The organism is Streptomyces lydicus, assembly GCF_000717345.1.
GTDB classification, from domain to species: domain Bacteria; phylum Actinomycetota; class Actinomycetes; order Streptomycetales; family Streptomycetaceae; genus Streptomyces; species Streptomyces lydicus.
The window spans coordinates 26,690-43,950 of the sequence record NZ_JNZA01000025.1 but is presented as its reverse complement, the minus strand read 5'-3'; the positions used below and the strand labels follow the sequence as shown (position 1 = coordinate 43,950).

Here is a 17,261-nt window from a genome sequence, read left to right as displayed (position 1 = left end):
GGTCCATTGTGGCCGGTCGCCGGGGTGGCGTGGACACAGAGGGCGCACCGCGGGGCCCGTACGGCGGATCTTCGCCGTACGGGCCCCGCGGCGTGCGGTCGCGGATCGGCTCAGCTGATCGGGCGGCGGACGTTGTCCGCGCGGCTCGGGCCGGGGGTGGCGTCGGCGATCCAGGGGCCTTCGCCGCTGGGGTCGACGATGCCCTCCTCCAGCCAGGTGTAGCTGCCGTCGAGGACTCCGGAGACGACCTTGCGGTCGAGTTCGTCGGTGTTCGTCCACAGCCGGCCGAACAGCTCCTCGACGCGGATCCTGGCCTGCCGGCAGAACACGTCGGCCAGCTGCTGCGCCTCCCGGCCGTGGTCGCCGGTCTCCTGCAGGTACTCGGCGCGTACGCAGGCGGCGCTCATGGCGAACAGCTCGGCGCCGATGTCGACGATCCGGCCGAGGAAGCCCTGCTTGGTCTCCATCCGGCCCTGCCAGCGGGACATCGCGTAGAAGGTGGAGCGGGCGAGCTTGCGCGAGGTCCGCTCGACGTACCGCAGATGACCGGCCAGTCGGCCGAACTCCTGGTAGGTGCGCGGGAGTTGGCCCGGTCCGGCGACGAGCTTGGGCAGCCAGCGGGCGTAGAACTGGCCGGCCTTGGCGGCCGCCTTGCCCTTGTCGGCGAGGCTCTTGTCGGGGTCGATGAGGTCGCCGGCGACGGACAGGTGGGCGTCCACCGCCTCCCGGGCGATCAGCAGGTGCATGATCTCGGTCGAGCCCTCGAAGATCCGGTTGATGCGCATGTCGCGCAGCATCTGCTCGGCCGGCACGGCGCGTTCCCCGCGGGCGGCGAGCGAGGGGGCGGTCTCGAAGCCGCGGCCGCCGCGGATCTGGACCAGCTCGTCGGCCATCAGCCAGCCCATCTCGGAGCCGTAGAGCTTGGCGAGCGCGGCCTCGATGCGGATGTCGTTGCGGTTCTCGTCGGCCATCTGGGAGGAGAGGTCGACGACCGCTTCGAGGGCGAAGGTGGTGGCGGCGATGAAGGAGATCTTGGCGCCGACGGCCTCGTGCTTGGCGATCGGCCGGCCCCACTGCTCGCGGGCCGCGGACCACTCGCGGGCGATCTTCAGGCACCACTTGCCGGAGCCGACGCACATCGCGGGCAGCGAGAGCCGCCCGGTGTTGAGCGTGGTCAGGGCGATCTTCAGGCCGGCGCCCTCCGGACCGATGCGGTTCGCTGCGGGGACCCGGACCCGGTGGAAGCGGGTGACGCCGTTCTCCAGGCCGCGCAGGCCCATGAAGGCGTTGCGGTTCTCGACCGTGATGCCGGCCGAGTCGGCCTCGACGACGAAGGCGGTGATGCCGCCCTTGTGGCCGTCGGAGGCGGGCACCCGCGCCATGACCACCAGCAGATCGGCGACCACGCCGTTGGTGGTCCACAGCTTCACCCCGTCGAGGACATAGTCCTCCCCGTCCGGCACGGCGGTGGTCGCGAGCCGGGCCGGGTCCGAGCCGACGTCGGGCTCGGTCAGCAGGAACGCCGAGATGTCCGTACGGGCCAGCCGCGGCAGGAAGGTCTCTTTCTGCTGCTGGGTGCCGAACAGCTTCAGCGGCTGCGGCACGCCGATCGACTGGTGCGCGGAGAGCAGCGCGCCGACGGCGGGGCTGGCGGAGCCGACCAGTGACAGGGCCCGGTTGTAGTAGACCTGGGTGAGCCCGAGGCCGCCGTACTTCGGGTCGATCTTCATGCCGAGCGCGCCGAGCTCCTTGAGCCCGTTGACGGTCTCGTCCGGGATCTGTCCCTCGCGCTCGATCCGGGCGCCGTCGATCTCGGTCTCGCAGAACTCCCGCAGCGTGGCGAGGAACTTCTCGCCGCGGCGCACGTCATCGATCGCCGGCGTGGGGTGCGGATGGATGAGGTCGAGCCGGAAGCGCCCCAGGAACAGCTCCTTGGCGAAGCTGGGCTTGCGCCAGTCCTGCTCACGGGCCGCCTCGGCGACCTGGCGTGCTTCGCGCTCGGAGACGTTGCGGATGGATGGAGCGGTCATCAGGAGCTCACCTCGCCGCGGAATCGGGAGTTCTGCGCCGGCGGGCCGGTCGGGCCGCTGGAACAGCGCTACTTGTGAGAGTTACCCGATCCGGGCGGGTTGCACCACTGGAGGTACGGGGCCGGGGAGGGCGGGACGGCGTCTCCTGGCCATACGGGGCATACACCCCGGCAGATGCCCGAGTTGGTCGGGCGCCCTCGGCCCTTCGGGGGGTGCGGCATACCGCGCTGGTTGTACGTGCCGCCGCTTCTCCACCCCGGGGCACCCCCGCGTCTCCGCCTCCGACAGGAGGCGTCGTGGGCGTCCGCGCCGTACGGTCAAGATCCGGCACGGGGGCTGCGCTGCCGGGCGGGGGGGGAGAACGGGGGACGCGGCGCGCTCCGGAAACAGGGTGCCGGAGCGCGCCGCGTCAGGGCCGGCGCCGGGGGGTGCGCCGGCCGGGGCCCGGACAGTGATACGGCCCAAGGGATGGCCGTCGCTGTCCACCGGTCCGGACCGGGTCGGGGAGTGACGTGAGGGTTGTCGTCGTCCCGCGGAGGGTTTACAGCGCCAGGCCGGTGAGGACCAGCACCCGCTCGTAGGTGTAGTCGTCCATCGCGAAGCGCACGCCCTCACGTCCCACACCGGACTGCTTGACGCCGCCGTACGGCATCTGGTCCGCGCGGTAGGACGGCACGTCGCCGATGACCACGCCGCCGACCTCCAGGGCGCGGTGGGCGCGGAAGGCGGTCTGCACGTCGTGCGTGAAGACGCCCGCCTGGAGGCCGAACTTGGAGTCGTTGACGGCCGCGAACGCCTCGTCCACCCCGTCGACCTTCTTGATCGTGAGGACCGGGCCGAAGACCTCCTCGCAGGCGAGGGTGGCGTCGGCGGGCACGTCCTCCAGGACGGTCGGCGCGTAGGAGGCGCCGTCGCGCTTGCCGCCGGCGAGCAGCTTCGCGCCGCGCTCCACGGCCTCGTCGACCCATGCCTCGACGCGCTTGGCGGCGTCCTCGTTCACCAGCGGGCCGACCTCGGTCGCGTCGTCCGACGGGTCGCCGGTGACCTGCGCCTCGACGGCCGCCACGATCTTGGGCACCAGCCGGTCGTACACGGACGCGTCCGCGATGACCCGCTGCACGGAGATGCAGGACTGGCCGCCCTGGTAGTTCGAGAAGATCGCGATGCGCTGCGCCGCCCAGTCCAGGTCCGCCTCGGAGGACCAGTCGGGCAGGACGACGGCCGCGCCGTTGCCGCCGAGCTCCAGGGTGCAGTGCTTGCGCGGGACCGAGTCGAGGATGGCGTAGCCGACCTTCTCGGAGCCGGTGAAGGAGACGACCGGCAGCCGCTCGTCCTGGACCAGCGCCGGCATCCGGTCGTTGGTCACCGGGAGGATCGACCAGGAACCGGCCGGCAGGTCGGTTTCGGCCAGCAGCTCGCCGATGATCAGGCCGGAGAGCGGGGTGGCCGGCGCGGGCTTGAGGATGATCGGGGCGCCGGCCGCGATGGCCGGGGCGACCTTGTGGGCGCACAGGTTCAGCGGGAAGTTGAACGGCGCGATGCCCAGGACCGTGCCGCGCGGGAAGCGGCGGGTCAGTGCGAGCCGGCCGGCGCCGCCCGCGTCGGTGTCCAGCCGCTGCGCGTCGCCGCCGTTGAAGCGGCGGGCCTCCTCGGCCGCGAAGCGGAACACCGAGATGGCGCGGCCGACCTCACCACGGGCCCACTTGATGGGCTTGCCGTTCTCCGCGGAGATCAGCTGCGCGAACTCCTCCGTGCGCTCCACCAGCCGGCGCTGCACGTGATCCAGGGCCGCGGCCCGCACGTGGGCGGGGGTCGCGGCGAACTCCTCCTGGACGGCGACGGAGGCGGCGATGGCCTCCTCGACCTGGGCCTCGGTGGGAATGCTCACCGTGCCGACAAGACGTCCGTCCCAGGGGGAGGTGACATCGAAGGTGGCGTCGCCGGTGGCCTTGCGGCCGGCGAGCCAGAAGGCGGTGGGGGCTGCATCAGTGTGGATCGGCACAGTGGAACCCGGCCCTTCAGAAGTGGTGGGTGGTGCGCATGGGCATGGCTCAGCGAGCGGCTCTGCGGTTTTGACTCTGCCCCCACGGTAGGGGTGCGGCGGCGCCATGGCGTTTGTCCGAAGCGTAGTAATGCGGGGGCGGGCCTCTCCGCGGTGGAGGGGGCGCTCCCCGGCCGGGACTGCCGCTGCGCCCCCTGCCGCTCGACGGGGGGCCGCGGGGGCGGGCCCCTCGTCGCTCCCGGTCCCTTGTCGCTCCGGGCCGGCTGTCGCTCCCGGCCGGCGTCAGTCCGCCGGCCCGCCGGCCGTCGCCTTCAACGCCAGCCACAGCTCCATCCGCACGTCCGCGTCGTCCAGCGAGCGGCCCAGGATCTCCTCCACCCGCCGCATCCGATAGCGCAGCGTGTGCCGGTGAACGCCCAGGTCGGCGGCGGCCGCGTCCCACTGGCCGTGCCGGGCGAGCCAGGCGCGCAGCGACGCCACCAGATCACCGCGCCCTGTCGCGTCGTGCTCCCGCAGCGCCCGCAGCAGCCCGTCCGCGAAGGCCCGCACCGCGTCGTCGGCGAGCAGCGGCAGCACCGATCCCGCCGCCACGTCCTCGTGCTCGACCAGCACCCGCCCGCGCCGGCGGGCCACCGACAGCGCCTGTTCGGCCTGCCGGTAGGCGTTGGCGGCGGCCATCGGCCCGGTCGGCGCCGACAGTCCGACCGCCACCCCGGCGCCGCCGTTCGCCGTCTCTCGGCGCCCCGACCGGCCGCGCGGGCCCGTCTGCGCTCCGGAGCGGGCCTCGGCCTCGGCGGCGTACGCGGCACAGGCGTCCGCGGCCGCCCCGCCGTCCGCGACCAGCACGATCAGCCGGCCGGCGTCCGGTACCGCGAGCACCGCCTCACCGGTCCGCGCGGCCGCGGAGTCCATCGCGTCGGTGAGCGCCTCCAGCACCCCCGCCGCGCCCGTTCCGCGGGCCGGGGAAGCGCCGCCCGACGACGCCGGTTCCTCGCCCGCCACCGGCTCGGCCACCACCACCCGGAACGGCGCGTCCAGCAGCCCTCCGTAGAGCCGCCCCGCCACCGCCCGCGCGTGGTCCGGCTCCCCCGCGAGCAGCATCTTCAGCACCGCGTCGCCCAGCCGCTGCTCGGCGTCCTGCAGCGACCGGGACCGCTCGGTGGTCAGCGTCAGCAGGGCGACCGCGGAGTGCACGGCGTAGCGCTCGGCCGTACCGAGCCGCGCCCCCGTCCCGACGGCCAGCACCCCGCGAGCGCGCCGTCCCGTACCCAGCGATTGCAGCTCGACGCGGTCGTCGCCGTCCGTGTCGCTGACCACCGAGCTGGCGGGCGCGGGCCGCTCCCGCAGCCGCGCCACGTCCTCCGAGAGCCGGGCCGCCCGCCGCGCCGCCCAGTCGGGAGCGGCGGCCACCACGGCCCCCGACGCGTCGTACAGCGCCGCCCAGCCGTCCAGATGTGCCGCGAGCCGCGCCAGCAGCTCGGCGGGCCCCTCCGCGCTGAGCGCCGCCCGGGTCAGCTCCCGCTGCGCCTCGAAGCCCGCGGTCACCGCGCGGTACTGATCCGCGGCCACCGAGGCCGAGACGGCCTTGCTGATGGCGATGAACGGCGTCCTGCGGGGCACCCCGAGCAACGGCAGCCCCTGCTCCCTCGCCGCCTCGACCAGCGCCTCGGGAACGTCCTCGTAATTCACCCCGACCGCGAAGCCCAGCCCGACCACCCCGGCCTCCGCGACCCGCCGCACGTACCTGCGGGTCGCCTCCGGGTCCTCCGCGTCCAGCTTGAGCGCGGTGATCAGCAGCAGCTCGCCGCCCTCCATGTACGGCACCGGGTCGATCAGCTCACTGGCGTGCGCCCACCGCACCGGGACGTCCAGACGCTCCTCCCCCGCGAGCACGGTCAGCTTGAGCGCGGTGTGGTTGACCAGGGAAGCGAGGGTGTGCGGCATGAGACCTTCGATGGCTTCGACGACTGCGACCGACGACCGGCCGCCGACCGATGATTTGCGCCGCCCCGTATGAACGGCCCGTGTCGATTCTGCCTCAGCGGAGGAATCGGGGGCACTCCACGCCGGCCAAATCTTCCAGTCCCGGGTCCCGGGGACCGGCCTCAGCCCTGGCCGGCCTCCGGTACCCCGGTCAGGGACGCAGGTCCACGAGGACGGGAGGCGCGTGCTCCCCCGCCACCGACGTCACCGAGAGCACCGCGTGCCCGGCCGGGACCGAATTGGCGAGGTCGGAGGCCGACCAGCGCTCCCGTTCGACGGTGCGCACGGTGACGGCCTTGGCGGTGGCCGCCTTGCCGGTGACCAGGTGGCGGAAGATGTGGAACGCCTTCATCGCCGCCCCCTCGGCGATGATCTGACGGTCCGTGACGTCGCGGGTCTCCACCCACTCCTTGCCCCAGACCTCGGCGAACCGCGCGCCGTCCCAGGTCGTCACGCCGGCGAACGCCATCCGGCAGCCGACCGCGCCGAGCAGCGTGCCGCGCAGCCCGTCCGGGACGTCGTCGAGGGAGCGCAGCGTCAGCACCGCGCCGGCATTGGCCGAACGCAGCCGCTGAAGGCCGCGCAGCGCCTCCGCGGTGATGGTGTGCGCGGCCTCGTCGAGCACCAGGCAGGCGAACAGCGAGCGGTCGGCGCGGGCCACGGCGCACTCGGTGAACTGCGCCAGGACCAGCCGGGCGAGAATCCGCGAAGCCTCCGCGTGGCCGCGTTCGGGGAGCTCGATCCGGACCCGCAGCGGGTGATCGAGGGCGCGCAGCGAGACCTGGCGGGTGCGTCCCGTCGGGTCGAAGAACGCGGCGAACGCGGGGCGGTCGAGGAGGGCGATGCGGTCGGCGAGGAGGACGGCGGCGTCGCCGGGGCGCTCCGACTGGCGGGCCCGGGCGTCCAGTTCGCGCAGCAGGGTGTGCGCTCCGGCCTCCTCCAGGGCGGTGCGCAGTGCGGCGATCGCCCGAGGGCCGCCGTCCAGAAGTTCCCGCAGCTCGGGGACGGTGGGAAAGCGGTCGTGGGCGGCGCGGAAGGGCCCGAGCAGCTGGGCCAGTGCGGTCGCGGCACGCCGGCTGTCGCCGCCGGGCAGCTGCTCGGCGAGATCGCCGACCAGCGCCTCGGCCAGGATGCCGGCCGCCTCGTCGGGATCGGTGGTGCCGCCGTAGAGATCGAGGTCGCAGTCCGGGTCCCGGTGGCCGACCCTGACCACCACGTCGAACGCGTCGTCGGGCCCCAGGTCGGAACCGGCCGGTCCCACGGCGATCACCGCGCACTGCCCGGCCAGCGCCTGCAGGCACATCGACTCCACGACCGGCTTGACGACCCGCGTGGTCTTCCCGCTGCCGGCGGGCCCGACGGCCAGGAGGGAGGTGCCCAGCAGGCGCGGCTCCAGGGCGCATCCGACGCCGCGGTGCTGATAGGGGTTGCGGGGGTGATCGACGGAGGTGCCGAGGCGGACCTGGTGGGCGAGCAGGTCGTGGTGGGCGGTCCGGCGGGACAGATCGCGCCGCCCCGACGGGTGCGCGCAGGCCGCCGCGCCGTGCCGGAGCACGGTGTCGGTGAACGAGGCGAGGGAGTTCTTACCCGACCGGACCGAACGCCAGGCGCGTTCGATCCTCGCCACGTCCACGTCGTTCATCCGGCCGGTGCGCGCCTCGGCGGCGAGCTTGTCGGCCGCGTCCGACGCACCGTGGGCCCGCAGTTCGGGCCACTGCGCCGGATCGACGGCGGGCGCGGGCGTACGGGCGGGGGCGGGGGTGCGGAGGCGACGGACGAGCGGCACCACATACCGACGGATGAGCTCCGGCCAGCGGCCGATACGCCCGAAGACGATCGCGATGCCGAGGATCCACAGTCCGTAGTAGGCGTTGGAGGCGATTCCGTAGGCGGTCTTGTCGCCGGAGGTGGCTCCGAGTACCCAGGCGTCCGGAATGAGGACCTCGAAGGGCCACGCCCAGTAGGACCCGAGATACCCGTTCCACAACAACGACCACAACAGCCACCCGCACAGCAGCGAAATCACCGCCCCGCTGACCAGCTGCCGTCCGGGGATGCGGTCGGGTTCCTCCGCGGCGCGGGGACGGTGCCCATACGTCCAAACCCCCGGCGCGGCCGCCGGCCGCGCCGTCCGCAGCCAGCTCAGCACCGGCGGCTCGGACGCGCCGGGCCCGGCCGACGGCGCCGTCGGCGGAATGTCGGGCATGGCGGGGACGGGCATGGCGGGTACGGGCGGAGCGGTCGGCGGTGGTGGGGTGTGCGGCGCGGTGGCCGGTTGTGCGGGCGGGGCCGCGGGGCGCGGCACCGTGGGTTCGGACGGATGCGCTCCGCCGGACGGCTGGGGAGCGGTGTGCTGTGCGTCGTGCGTGCCCTCGGTGTCCATCCGGTGCCCCTTGTCCCCCTTGAGCCGTGGCCTGGTGCGTTGTTGGGGCGGCCGGGGTGGGGCCGGCCGCCTTGCCATTGTCATGCCCGCGCTCGTGCCCTCCGGTGCCGGGCACGCCGCCGCTCAATCTACTGGCCGCGGTCCGTCGCTATGTCCGGTGCGGACAACGCAACACGCGCACTTCTCCCGAACGGAACATGCCAGACCCGCCCGGCCGCCCCTAACCTGCGAGAACAAGCACTCTGTACAACCTCTGCACGCCCTCGGCAGGAGACCTCGGACAAGAGACCTCCGTACGAGACCGGTGTACGTTCCCGTCCCACTCAGGAGACTGCCATGACCGAACTGTCCGGAGGCCCCGGCCTCCCCCAGGAGCGTCGCGTCGTCACCGCGATCCCCGGCCCGAAGTCGCAGGAGCTGTGGGCCCGTAAGCAGGCCACCGTGGCCAGTGGCGTCGGGGCCGTACTGCCCGTCTTCGTCAAGCGCGCGGGCGGCGGCGTCCTGGAGGACGTGGACGGCAACTCCCTGATCGACTTCGGCTCGGGCATCGCGGTGACCTCGGTCGGCAACAGCGCGGAGGCGGTCGTCCGCCGGGCCAGCGCGCAGCTCGCCGACTTCACCCACACCTGTGTGATGGTCACGCCGTACGAGCCGTACATCGAGGTCTGTGAGCAGCTCGCCGAGCTGACGCCGGGCGACCACGCGAAGAAGTCGGCGCTGTTCAACTCCGGCGCGGAGGCCGTCGAGAACGCCGTCAAGATCGCGCGGGCGTACACCAAGCGGCAGGCCGTGGTCGTCTTCGACCACGGGTACCACGGCCGGACGAACCTGACGATGGCGCTCACCGCCAAGAACATGCCGTACAAGCACGGCTTCGGCCCGTTCGCGCCCGAGGTCTACCGCGTGCCGGTGGCCTACCCCTACCGCTGGCTGACCGGCCCGGAGAACTGCGCGCAGGAGGCCGCCGACCAGGCCATCTCGCAGATCACCAAGCAGATCGGCGCGGAGAACGTCGCGGCGATCATCATCGAGCCGGTGCTCGGTGAGGGCGGCTTCATCGAGCCGGCCAAGGGCTTCCTCCCGGCGATCGCGAACTTCGCCAAGGAGAACGGGATCGTCTTCGTCGCCGACGAGATCCAGTCCGGCTTCTGCCGTACGGGTCAGTGGTTCGCGTGTGAGGACGAGGGCGTCGTGCCGGACCTGATCACGACGGCGAAGGGCATCGCCGGCGGTCTGCCGCTGGCGGCCGTGACCGGTCGCGCGGAGATCATGGACGCCGCGCACGCGGGCGGCCTGGGCGGCACCTACGGCGGTAACCCCGTGGCCTGCGCCGCCGCGCTCGGCTCGATCGAGACCATGCGCGAGCAGGACCTCAACGGCAAGGCGCTGCGGATCGGCGAGGTCATGAAGGCCCGTCTGAACGCGATGGCCGAGAAGTACGACATCATCGGCGAGGTCCGTGGCCGCGGCGCGATGATCGCGATCGAGCTGGTGAAGTCCGGCTCCAAGGAGCCCAACCCGGAGGCCACCGGCGCGCTCGCGAAGGCGTGCCACCAGGAGGGCCTGCTGGTCCTGACCACCGGTACGTACGGCAACGTGCTGCGCTTCCTGCCGCCGCTGGTCATCGGTGAGGACCTGCTCAACGAGGGCCTGGACATCCTCGAGGCGGCGTTCGCCAAGATCTGAGCGGACCGCGGGTTCCTCGCGGGGGAACCGGCCGGCGCGGCCCGGGGTACGGCTACGGTCGTGCCCCGGGCCGCGCCCGTGTGTGCCCGCCCGTCGGCAGGTCCGCCGGGGGTGCTGGTGGGGCTGGTGGGGCCGGACGCGCGTAGCTGGAGGCGGCGAGTGAAGAAGATGTGCGGGGCCAATGGCGGCCGGGTGATGCGGCTGTCCGGTGCGCTCCCTGTGCCGTACGGTTTCTGCAGATGAGAGAAACACCCCGCCCGCAGGGGACTGCGGGCGACGCCCGGTCGGCGCTTCCCCGGCTCCGATCTGGCCGTGCCCTCGCGCACAACACCGGGACCCCTGGCAGAGGGGGCTCCGGGAATCCTCACCGATCGGATGTCCGCCCGCCCCACACCCCCCGGGGCGCGCGGGACACCGGTCACCACGGCCGCCTCGGAACCACCCCCCCTGTTCCGAGGCGGCCGGCCCTTTTCCCGCGCCGGCCGGCCCACCCCGGGCGATACGGCCCCCGCCCCCTGGTCGTCGGTCTCGTCAGCGCCCTGCTGTTCGCGCTGCTCACCTGGCAGGTGGCGGGCCACGGGCCGCTGCGCACGCTCGACGAGCGGCTGGGCCGCGCCGTCGCCGGCGGCGGCTTCCCTTCCTCCGCTGCCCACTTCCTCGCCGACCTCGGCAATACGGCCGTCGCACTGCCGGTGCTCGTGCTGGTGATGCTGTGGACCGGGTGGCGGGGAGGGCAGGAGTGGCGCCGCGGGAGCCGCCAGGCGGTGGACGGCGTCGTGCGCGGCCGGTGGTGGCTGCCTCCGCTCGCCGCCGGGGCCGCCCTCGCCGCGGTGCCCGCCCTCGTCGTCCCGCTCAAGCTCTGGCTCGCCCGGCCGGGCCCGCCGCAGATGGCCGGCGGGGCGCACGACGGGTTCTATCCGTCGGGGCACGCGGCCACCGCGGCGGTCGCGTACGGCGCGTCCGCGTTGCTGATGCTCAAGGGGCCGACGGGCCGGGAGAGGCGCCGCCGGGGCCGTCGGGCGACGGTGGCCGGGGTGATCGTTGTCGAGGTGGGCGTGGGCGTCGGCCTGGTTCGCTGCGGCTATCACTGGCCGCTGGACGTGCTCGGCAGCTGGTGTCTGGCCGGGGTCCTGCTCGCGGCGTGGTGCGCGGTGTGCGGGCGGTGGGGCCCGGGGGCCGGCGGTGGGCGCAACCGGGCACCGGAAGCGGACGGCCTGCGGGGTGCGGCGCCGCAGTGCCCGGCGGCGACGGGCGGTTCGCGCAGTGCCGTACCGAAGCGCCCGCGGGGGCGGTCCGCGGACTGCCGTACCGAAGCGCCGCACGGGGACGGGCGGCGGACCGGGCCGGGTACCGGCGGCGGGCAGTCGTCAGGCTGATGTGCACAAGTGCGGGGGCGGACGGCTGAGTGCCGTCCGCCCCCGCGCGCTTCGATGTCTCAGCTGTCGAAGCCCAGCCCCACCTTGTCCATGGCCTTCAGCCACAGATTGCGGCGTCCCGCGTGGGTGTCGGCGCGGGTCATCGACCACTGGGTGATGCCGATGCCGGCCCAGCGCAGCGGCTCGGGCGGGAACGGCAGCGGCTTGCTGCGCACCATCTCCAGCTCCGTGCGCTCGGTGCGCTCGCCGGAGAGCAGGTCGAGCATCACGTCGGCGCCGAAGCGGGTGGCGCCCACGCCGAGCCCGGTGTAGCCGGCGGCGTAGGCGACCCGGCCGGCGTGCGCGGTGCCGAAGAACGCCGAGAAGCGGGAGCAGGTGTCGATCGCACCGCCCCAGCTGTGGGTGAAGCGCAGGCCCTCCAGCTGCGGGAAGCAGCGGAAGAAGTGCCGGGCGAGCTTCTCGTACGTGGCCGGGTGGTGGTCGAACTCGGCGCGTACGCCGCCGCCGTAGCGGTAGACGATGTCGTAACCGCCCCACAGGATGCGGTTGTCGGCGGTGATGCGGAAGTAGTGGAAGTGGTTGTTGCTGTCGGAGAGGCCCTGCCGGTTCTTCCAGCCGATGGCGGCGAGCTGCTCGTCGGAGAGCGGCTCGGTCATCAGGGCGTGGTCGTAGACCGGGACGATGTACGGCCGGACCCTCTTGACCAGTGAGGGGAAGGCGTTGGTGCCGAGCGCGACATGACGGGCGAAGACCCGGCCGTACGGGGTGCGGACGGCCATGCCCATGCCTTCGGCGGCGAGGGCGGTGGCGCGGGTGCGTTCGTAGATGCGGACGCCGAGGCCGAGGCATGCCTGCTTCAGGCCCCAGGCGAGGCGGGCCGGGTTGAGCATGGCGACGCCGTCGCGGTCCCACAGGCCGGCGAGGAAGGTCGGCGAGTCGACCTCGGCGCGCAGTGCGTCCCGGTCGAGGAAGGTGTGCCGGTCCAGGCCGAGCTTCGCCGCGTCCTCGGCGGCCTCCTCCAGTTCGGCGATCTGGTGCGGCTCGGTGGCGATGTCGATCTCGCCGGTGCGCTCGAAGGCGCAGTCGATGTCGTAGCGGGCGACCGCCTCCTCGATGGCGTCGAGGTTGCGGATGCCGAGCTCTTCCAGCCGGGCGAGTTCACCGGGCCAGCGGGCCAGCCCGTTGCCGAGGCCGTGGGTGAGGGAGGCGGCGCAGAAGCCGCCGTTGCGTCCGGAGGCGGCCCAGCCGATCTCGGCGCCCTCGATGAGCACGACGTCGCGCTGCGGGTCGCGCTCCTTGGCCATCAGCGCGGTCCACAGTCCCGAGTAGCCGCCGCCGACGACCAGCAGATCGCAGGTCTCGTCACCGATCAGGGCCGGCCGGGGGTCGGGGCGGGCCGGGTCGTCCAGCCAGAAGGGGGTGGGGGCGGCGTCCGCGAGCGCGTGGACGGGGGACGGGGCGTTCATGGCAGCTCGTGCCATGTCTCTCAGCTCCTCTAGCTCCTCTTACGGCGCTTGCCGGCCAGTTGGCCGACGACTACGCACAACACGGCGACCAGGAACATCGCCGTACCGATGACATTGATCTGAACGGGCGTGCCCCGCTGGGCGGATCCCCAGACGAACATGGGGAAGGTCACGGTCGACCCGGCGTTGAAGTTGGTGATGATGAAGTCGTCGAAGGACAGGGCGAAGGAGAGCAGGGCGCCGGAGGCGATGCCGGGCGCGGCGATCGGCAGCGTCACCCGCAGGAAGGTCTGCACGGGCGAGGCGTAGAGGTCCTGGGCGGCCTGTTCGAGCCGCGGGTCCATGCTCATCACCCGCGCCTTGACGGCGGTGACGACGAAGCTCAGGCAGAACATGATGTGCGCGATGAGGATCGTCCAGAAGCCGAACTGGATGCCCATGTTGAGGAAGAGGGTGGCCAGTGAGGCGGCCATGACGACCTCGGGCATCGCCATCGGCAGGAAGATCAGGGTGTTGACGCCGGCCCGGGCGCGGAAGCGGTAGCGGGCCAGCGCGAACGCGATCATGGTGCCGAGGACGGTCGCCCCGACGGTCGCCCAGACGGCGATCTGCAGGCTGAGACCCAGCGAGCCGCACAGGTCGGCGACGCCGCACGGGTCGGTCCAGGCGTCCGTGGAGAAGCGCTGCCACTGGTAGTTGAAGCGCCCGTTGGGCTTGTTGAACGAGAAGACCATCACGATGACATTGGGCAGGACCAGATAGGCCAGGGTGGCCAGGCCCGCGATCGTGATGATGTTGCGGCGCAGCCAGCGCAGACCCTTGTTGGGCGTGCGGGCCGCCGTGGTTGAGGGGGTTGCCGTGGTCCCGGTTGCCGCCATCAGACCAGATCCTCCGTCCCGGACTTGCGGATGTAGATCGTGACCATGGCGAGGATGGCCGCCATGAGGATGAAGGAGAGCGCGGCCGCGGTCGGGTAGTCCAGAACCCGCAGGAACTGCGACTGGATGACGTTGCCGATCATCTTCTGGTCGGTGGAGCCCAGCAGTTCGGCGTTGATGTAGTCACCGGCGGCCGGGATGAAGGTGAGCAGGGTGCCGGCGACGACACCGGGCATGGACAGCGGGAAGGTCACCCGGCGGAAGGTGGTCGCCGGGCGGGCGTAGAGGTCGCCGGCGGCCTCGTGCAGCCGCGGGTCGATGCGCTCCAGCGAGGTGTACAGCGGCAGGATCATGAACGGCAGGAAGTTGTACGTCAGTCCGCAGACCACCGCGAGCGGGGTGGCCAGCACCCGGTGCCCCTCGGTGATGCCCAGGGCGCTGGTGAGGTCCAGGATGTGCAGGCTGTTGAGCGCGCCGACGACCGGTCCGCCGTCGGCCAGGATCGTCTTCCAGGCGAGCGTACGGATCAGGAAGCTGGTGAAGAACGGGGCGATGACCAGGATCATCACGACGTTGCGCCAGCGTCCCGCCTTGAAGGCGATGAGGTAGGCCAGCGGGTAGCCCAGGAGCAGGCAGAGCACGGTGGCGACCGCCGCGAAGCCCACGGAGCGCACGAACTGCGGCCAGTACTCGCCGAGCGCGTCCCAGTAGGTGGCGAAGTGCCAGGTGACCTTGAAGCCCTCTTCGAGGGAGCCGGTCTGGATGGAGGTCGACGCCTGGTAGACGAGCGGGGCGGCGAAGAAGACGAGCAGCCACAGGATGCCGGGCAGCAGCAGCCAGTAGGGGACGAGCCGTTTGCGGGCGGGCGTTCTGCGCACCTCCAGGGGCGCGGGGTCGGCCTGCTCGTCCGGTGGCGCGGGCCTCGCGGTGGTGGTCACGCGGCCTCCTCGTCGAGGTCCGCGCCGGCCTGGATGTCCTGGGTGGCGTCCAGCCCGAAGGTGTGTGCCGGGCTCCAGTGCAGGACGATCTCCGCGCCGGGGACCAGCCGCCCGTCGCGCTCGATGTTCTGCTCGTAGACGGCGAGTTCGCCGAGGCCCGGGACCTCGACGACGTACTGGGTGGAGACGCCGATGAAGCTGGCGTCCTTGATGCGGCCGGACAGCCGGTTGTGTCCCTCCGGGACGGACCCGGCGTCGTCGGTGTGCCGCAGTGCGACCTTCTCGGGCCGTACGCCGGCCAGCACCTTCTCGCCGGTGCGGGCCGAGGCGCTGCACCGGGCGGCGGGCAGCCGCAGCTTGCCGCCCGCGGCCTTGAGCAGCAGCTCCTCGCCGCCGGCCTCGACGACCTCGGCCTCGATGAGGTTGGAGGTGCCCAGGAAGTTGGCGACGAAGGTGGTCGCGGGGTTCTCGTAGAGGTCGGCGGGCGCGCCGAGTTGCTCGACCCGGCCGCCGTTCATCACGGCCACGGTGTCGGCCATCGTCATGGCCTCCTCCTGGTCGTGGGTGACGTGCACGAAGGTGATGCCGACCTCGGTCTGGATGCGCTTGAGCTCCAGCTGCATCTGGCGGCGCAGCTTGAGGTCGAGGGCGCCCAGCGGCTCGTCGAGCAGCAGCACCTGGGGGTGGTTGATCAGCGCGCGGGCGACCGCGACGCGCTGCTGCTGGCCGCCGGAGAGCTGCTGCGGCTTGCGGCGCGCCATCGGACCGAGCTGGACCAGGTCGAGCATCTCCTCGACCTGCTTCTTGACGGACTTGATGCCGCGGCGGCGCAGGCCGAAGGCGACGTTCTCGTAGATGTCCAGGTGCGGGAAGAGCGCGTAGTTCTGGAAGACGGTGTTGACCTGGCGCTTGTAGGGCGGCAGGACGGTGACGTCCTGGCCCGACAGTTCGACGGTGCCGGTGGTGGGTTCCTCCAGGCCGGCGATCATCCGCAGGGTGGTGGTCTTGCCGCAGCCCGAGGCGCCCAGCAGCGCGAAGAAGGAGCCCGCGGGGACGGTCAGGTCGAGCGGATGGACGGCGGTGAAGGAGCCGTAGGTTTTGCTTATCCCTTGGAGGCGGACGTCGCCGCCGCTGCTCCGGGTGTTCGCGTTCTTGGTCATGTCGGTCGTCCCGTGGGTCGGATGGGCGAAACGGCTCGGGCGGGCCCGGTGCGGATCAGGCGCCGGTGAGGTCGGAGAACTTCTGGGCGAACTCCTTGTTCTCCTTGGCGGTCAGCGCGCGGAAGGAGTGGGACCTGGCGGCCATCTCCTTGTCGGGGAGGATCAGCGGGTTGTCCGCCGCCGACTTGTCGATCTTGGCGAGCTCCTCGCGCACCCCGTCGACGGGGCAGACGTAGTTGATGTACGCCGCGAGCCGGGCCGCCACCTTCGGCTCGTAGAAGTAGTCGATGAGCCGTTCGGCGTTCTGCTTGTGGCGGGCCTTGTTCGGCACCATGAGGTTGTCGGTGGACGTCATGTAGCCGGTCTTGGGGACGGCGTAGGCGATGTCCGGGTTGTCGCTCTGCAGCTGGACGATGTCGCCGGCCCACGCCACGCACGCGGCGAGGTCGCCCTTGTCCAGGTCGGTGGTGTAGTCGTTGCCGGTGAAGCGGCGGATCTGCTTGGAGTCGACGCCCTTCTGGAGCCGGGCTATCGCCGCGTCGTAGTCGTCGGCGGTGACGTCCTCGGGGTTCTTGCCCATGTCCAGGAGGGTCAGCCCGACGCTGTCGCGCATCTCGGAGAGGAAGCCGACCCGGCCCTTGAGCTGCGGGTCCTCCAGCAGCTGGCTGACCGAGTCGACCTTCTTGCCGCCGGTGGCCTTCTTGTTGTACGCGATGATCGCGGGGATGCCCTGCCAGACGTAGGAGTGCGCGCGGCCGGGGTCCCAGGCGGGGTCGCGGAACTGCGGGGAGAGGTTGGCGTAGGCGTGCGGCAGGTTGGCCGGATCCAGCTCCTGGATCCAGCCGAGGGAGATCATCCGCGCGCACATCCAGTCGGTGAGCACGATCAGGTCGCGGCCGGTGTCCTGGCCGGCCGCCAGCTGCGCCTGGATCTTGCCGAAGAACTCGTCGTTGTCGTTGATGTCCTCGGTGTAGTTGACGGCGATGCCGGTGCGCCGGGTGAAGGCGTCCAGCGTGGGGTGGTGCTTGCCGTTGTCGCTGACGTCCATGTACTCGGTCCAGTTGGAGAAGTTCAGGCGCTTCTCCGCCCTGGAATGGTCCGTGGTCCGGGCGGCGTCGGTACGGCCGGCGGGCGGGATGCCGCAGGCCGACAGGGCGCCCAGGCCGCCGATCGCGGTGGCCATGGCGCCGGTCGCGCGCAGCAGCGAGCGGCGGGTCATGGCGAGCCGGCCGTCGGTCAGGCTCCGGCGCATGGCGGTGAGTTCCGCCGGGGACAGGGGTTCGGGCTGCTCGTGATGGTCCATGCGCGGTGCCCTTTCAAGGGGGTGAGCCCGGCGCTCGGCCGGTGGTGACGATGGCG

11 protein-coding genes are annotated in these 17,261 nt (G+C 72.3%); 2 read left to right on the top strand and 9 right to left on the bottom strand.

Features of this window, described 5'->3' with window-relative positions:
* Positions 1-110 precede the first annotated feature (110 nt).
* The 4 genes from OO62_RS23135 to OO62_RS23120 all read right to left on the bottom strand — a co-directional run bounded on the left by OO62_RS23135 (position 111) and on the right by OO62_RS23120 (position 8,398).
* Positions 111-2,030: an acyl-CoA dehydrogenase family protein gene (locus OO62_RS23135; RefSeq protein WP_033269471.1), complete on the bottom strand. Its 1,920-nt coding sequence runs from the start codon at positions 2,028-2,030 to the stop codon at positions 111-113.
* Positions 2,031-2,571: 541 nt separating this feature from the next.
* Positions 2,572-4,032, bottom strand: coding sequence for an aldehyde dehydrogenase family protein (locus OO62_RS23130; protein WP_033269470.1), 1,461 nt, complete (start codon positions 4,030-4,032; stop codon positions 2,572-2,574).
* A 282-nt stretch (positions 4,033-4,314) separates the two neighbouring features.
* Positions 4,315-5,976, bottom strand: a complete 1,662-nt coding sequence (locus tag OO62_RS23125; RefSeq protein WP_033269469.1) for a PucR family transcriptional regulator — start codon at positions 5,974-5,976, stop codon at positions 4,315-4,317.
* Between the two features lie 190 nt (positions 5,977-6,166).
* On the bottom strand, positions 6,167-8,398 hold the full coding sequence (locus OO62_RS23120) for a type IV secretory system conjugative DNA transfer family protein (protein WP_033269468.1): 2,232 nt from the start codon (positions 8,396-8,398) through the stop codon (positions 6,167-6,169).
* A gap of 336 nt (positions 8,399-8,734) precedes the next feature.
* On the opposite strand from OO62_RS23120, the gene gabT reads away from it, so the two are divergent.
* Positions 8,735-10,084: a 4-aminobutyrate--2-oxoglutarate transaminase gene (gene gabT, locus OO62_RS23115; protein ID WP_033269467.1), complete on the top strand. Its 1,350-nt coding sequence runs from the start codon at positions 8,735-8,737 to the stop codon at positions 10,082-10,084.
* Between the two features lie 566 nt (positions 10,085-10,650).
* The gene (locus tag OO62_RS38265) at positions 10,651-11,460 is read left to right on the top strand and encodes a phosphatase PAP2 family protein (protein WP_228332544.1); all 810 of its coding nucleotides are present in this window, start codon (positions 10,651-10,653) and stop codon (positions 11,458-11,460) included.
* A 59-nt stretch (positions 11,461-11,519) separates the two neighbouring features.
* On the opposite strand, the gene OO62_RS23105 is transcribed toward OO62_RS38265, so the two are convergent.
* Genes OO62_RS23105 through OO62_RS23085 form a run of 5 tightly spaced genes read right to left on the bottom strand, consistent with a single transcriptional unit; the run spans position 11,520 to position 17,205 of the window.
* Positions 11,520-12,941: an NAD(P)/FAD-dependent oxidoreductase gene (locus OO62_RS23105; RefSeq protein ID WP_033269466.1), complete on the bottom strand. Its 1,422-nt coding sequence runs from the start codon at positions 12,939-12,941 to the stop codon at positions 11,520-11,522.
* 14 nt (positions 12,942-12,955) lie between these two features.
* Positions 12,956-13,804 carry an ABC transporter permease gene (locus OO62_RS23100; RefSeq protein WP_033269465.1) on the bottom strand — a complete coding sequence of 283 codons (849 nt, stop codon included), beginning with the start codon at positions 13,802-13,804 and terminating at the stop codon, positions 12,956-12,958.
* The gene (locus OO62_RS23095; RefSeq protein WP_033269464.1) at positions 13,804-14,742 is read right to left on the bottom strand and encodes an ABC transporter permease; all 939 of its coding nucleotides are present in this window, start codon (positions 14,740-14,742) and stop codon (positions 13,804-13,806) included. Before OO62_RS23095 ends, OO62_RS23100 begins: the two co-directional genes overlap by 1 nt.
* Positions 14,739-15,902, bottom strand: a complete 1,164-nt coding sequence (locus tag OO62_RS23090) for an ABC transporter ATP-binding protein (RefSeq protein WP_033269463.1) — start codon at positions 15,900-15,902, stop codon at positions 14,739-14,741. The genes OO62_RS23095 and OO62_RS23090 overlap by 4 nt, the downstream gene beginning before the upstream one ends.
* 55 nt (positions 15,903-15,957) lie before the next feature.
* Positions 15,958-17,205: an ABC transporter substrate-binding protein gene (locus tag OO62_RS23085; RefSeq protein WP_033269462.1), complete on the bottom strand. Its 1,248-nt coding sequence runs from the start codon at positions 17,203-17,205 to the stop codon at positions 15,958-15,960.
* Positions 17,206-17,261: the final 56 nt, after the last annotated feature.

Excerpts from the sequence above, each read along its gene's own strand:
- OO62_RS23090 (WP_033269463.1), bottom strand. The coding sequence starts at position 15,902 with ATGACCAAGAACGCGAACACCCGGAGCAGCGGCGGCGACGTCCGCCTC.
- OO62_RS23125 (WP_033269469.1), bottom strand. The coding sequence starts at position 5,976 with ATGCCGCACACCCTCGCTTCCCTGGTCAACCACACCGCGCTCAAGCTG.
- OO62_RS23135 (WP_033269471.1), bottom strand. The coding sequence starts at position 2,030 with ATGACCGCTCCATCCATCCGCAACGTCTCCGAGCGCGAAGCACGCCAG.
- OO62_RS23085 (WP_033269462.1), bottom strand. The coding sequence starts at position 17,205 with ATGGACCATCACGAGCAGCCCGAACCCCTGTCCCCGGCGGAACTCACC.
- OO62_RS23120 (WP_033269468.1), bottom strand. The coding sequence starts at position 8,398 with ATGGACACCGAGGGCACGCACGACGCACAGCACACCGCTCCCCAGCCG.
- OO62_RS23100 (WP_033269465.1), bottom strand. The coding sequence starts at position 13,804 with ATGGCGGCAACCGGGACCACGGCAACCCCCTCAACCACGGCGGCCCGC.
- gabT (WP_033269467.1), top strand. The coding sequence starts at position 8,735 with ATGACCGAACTGTCCGGAGGCCCCGGCCTCCCCCAGGAGCGTCGCGTC.
- OO62_RS23105 (WP_033269466.1), bottom strand. The coding sequence starts at position 12,941 with ATGGCACGAGCTGCCATGAACGCCCCGTCCCCCGTCCACGCGCTCGCG.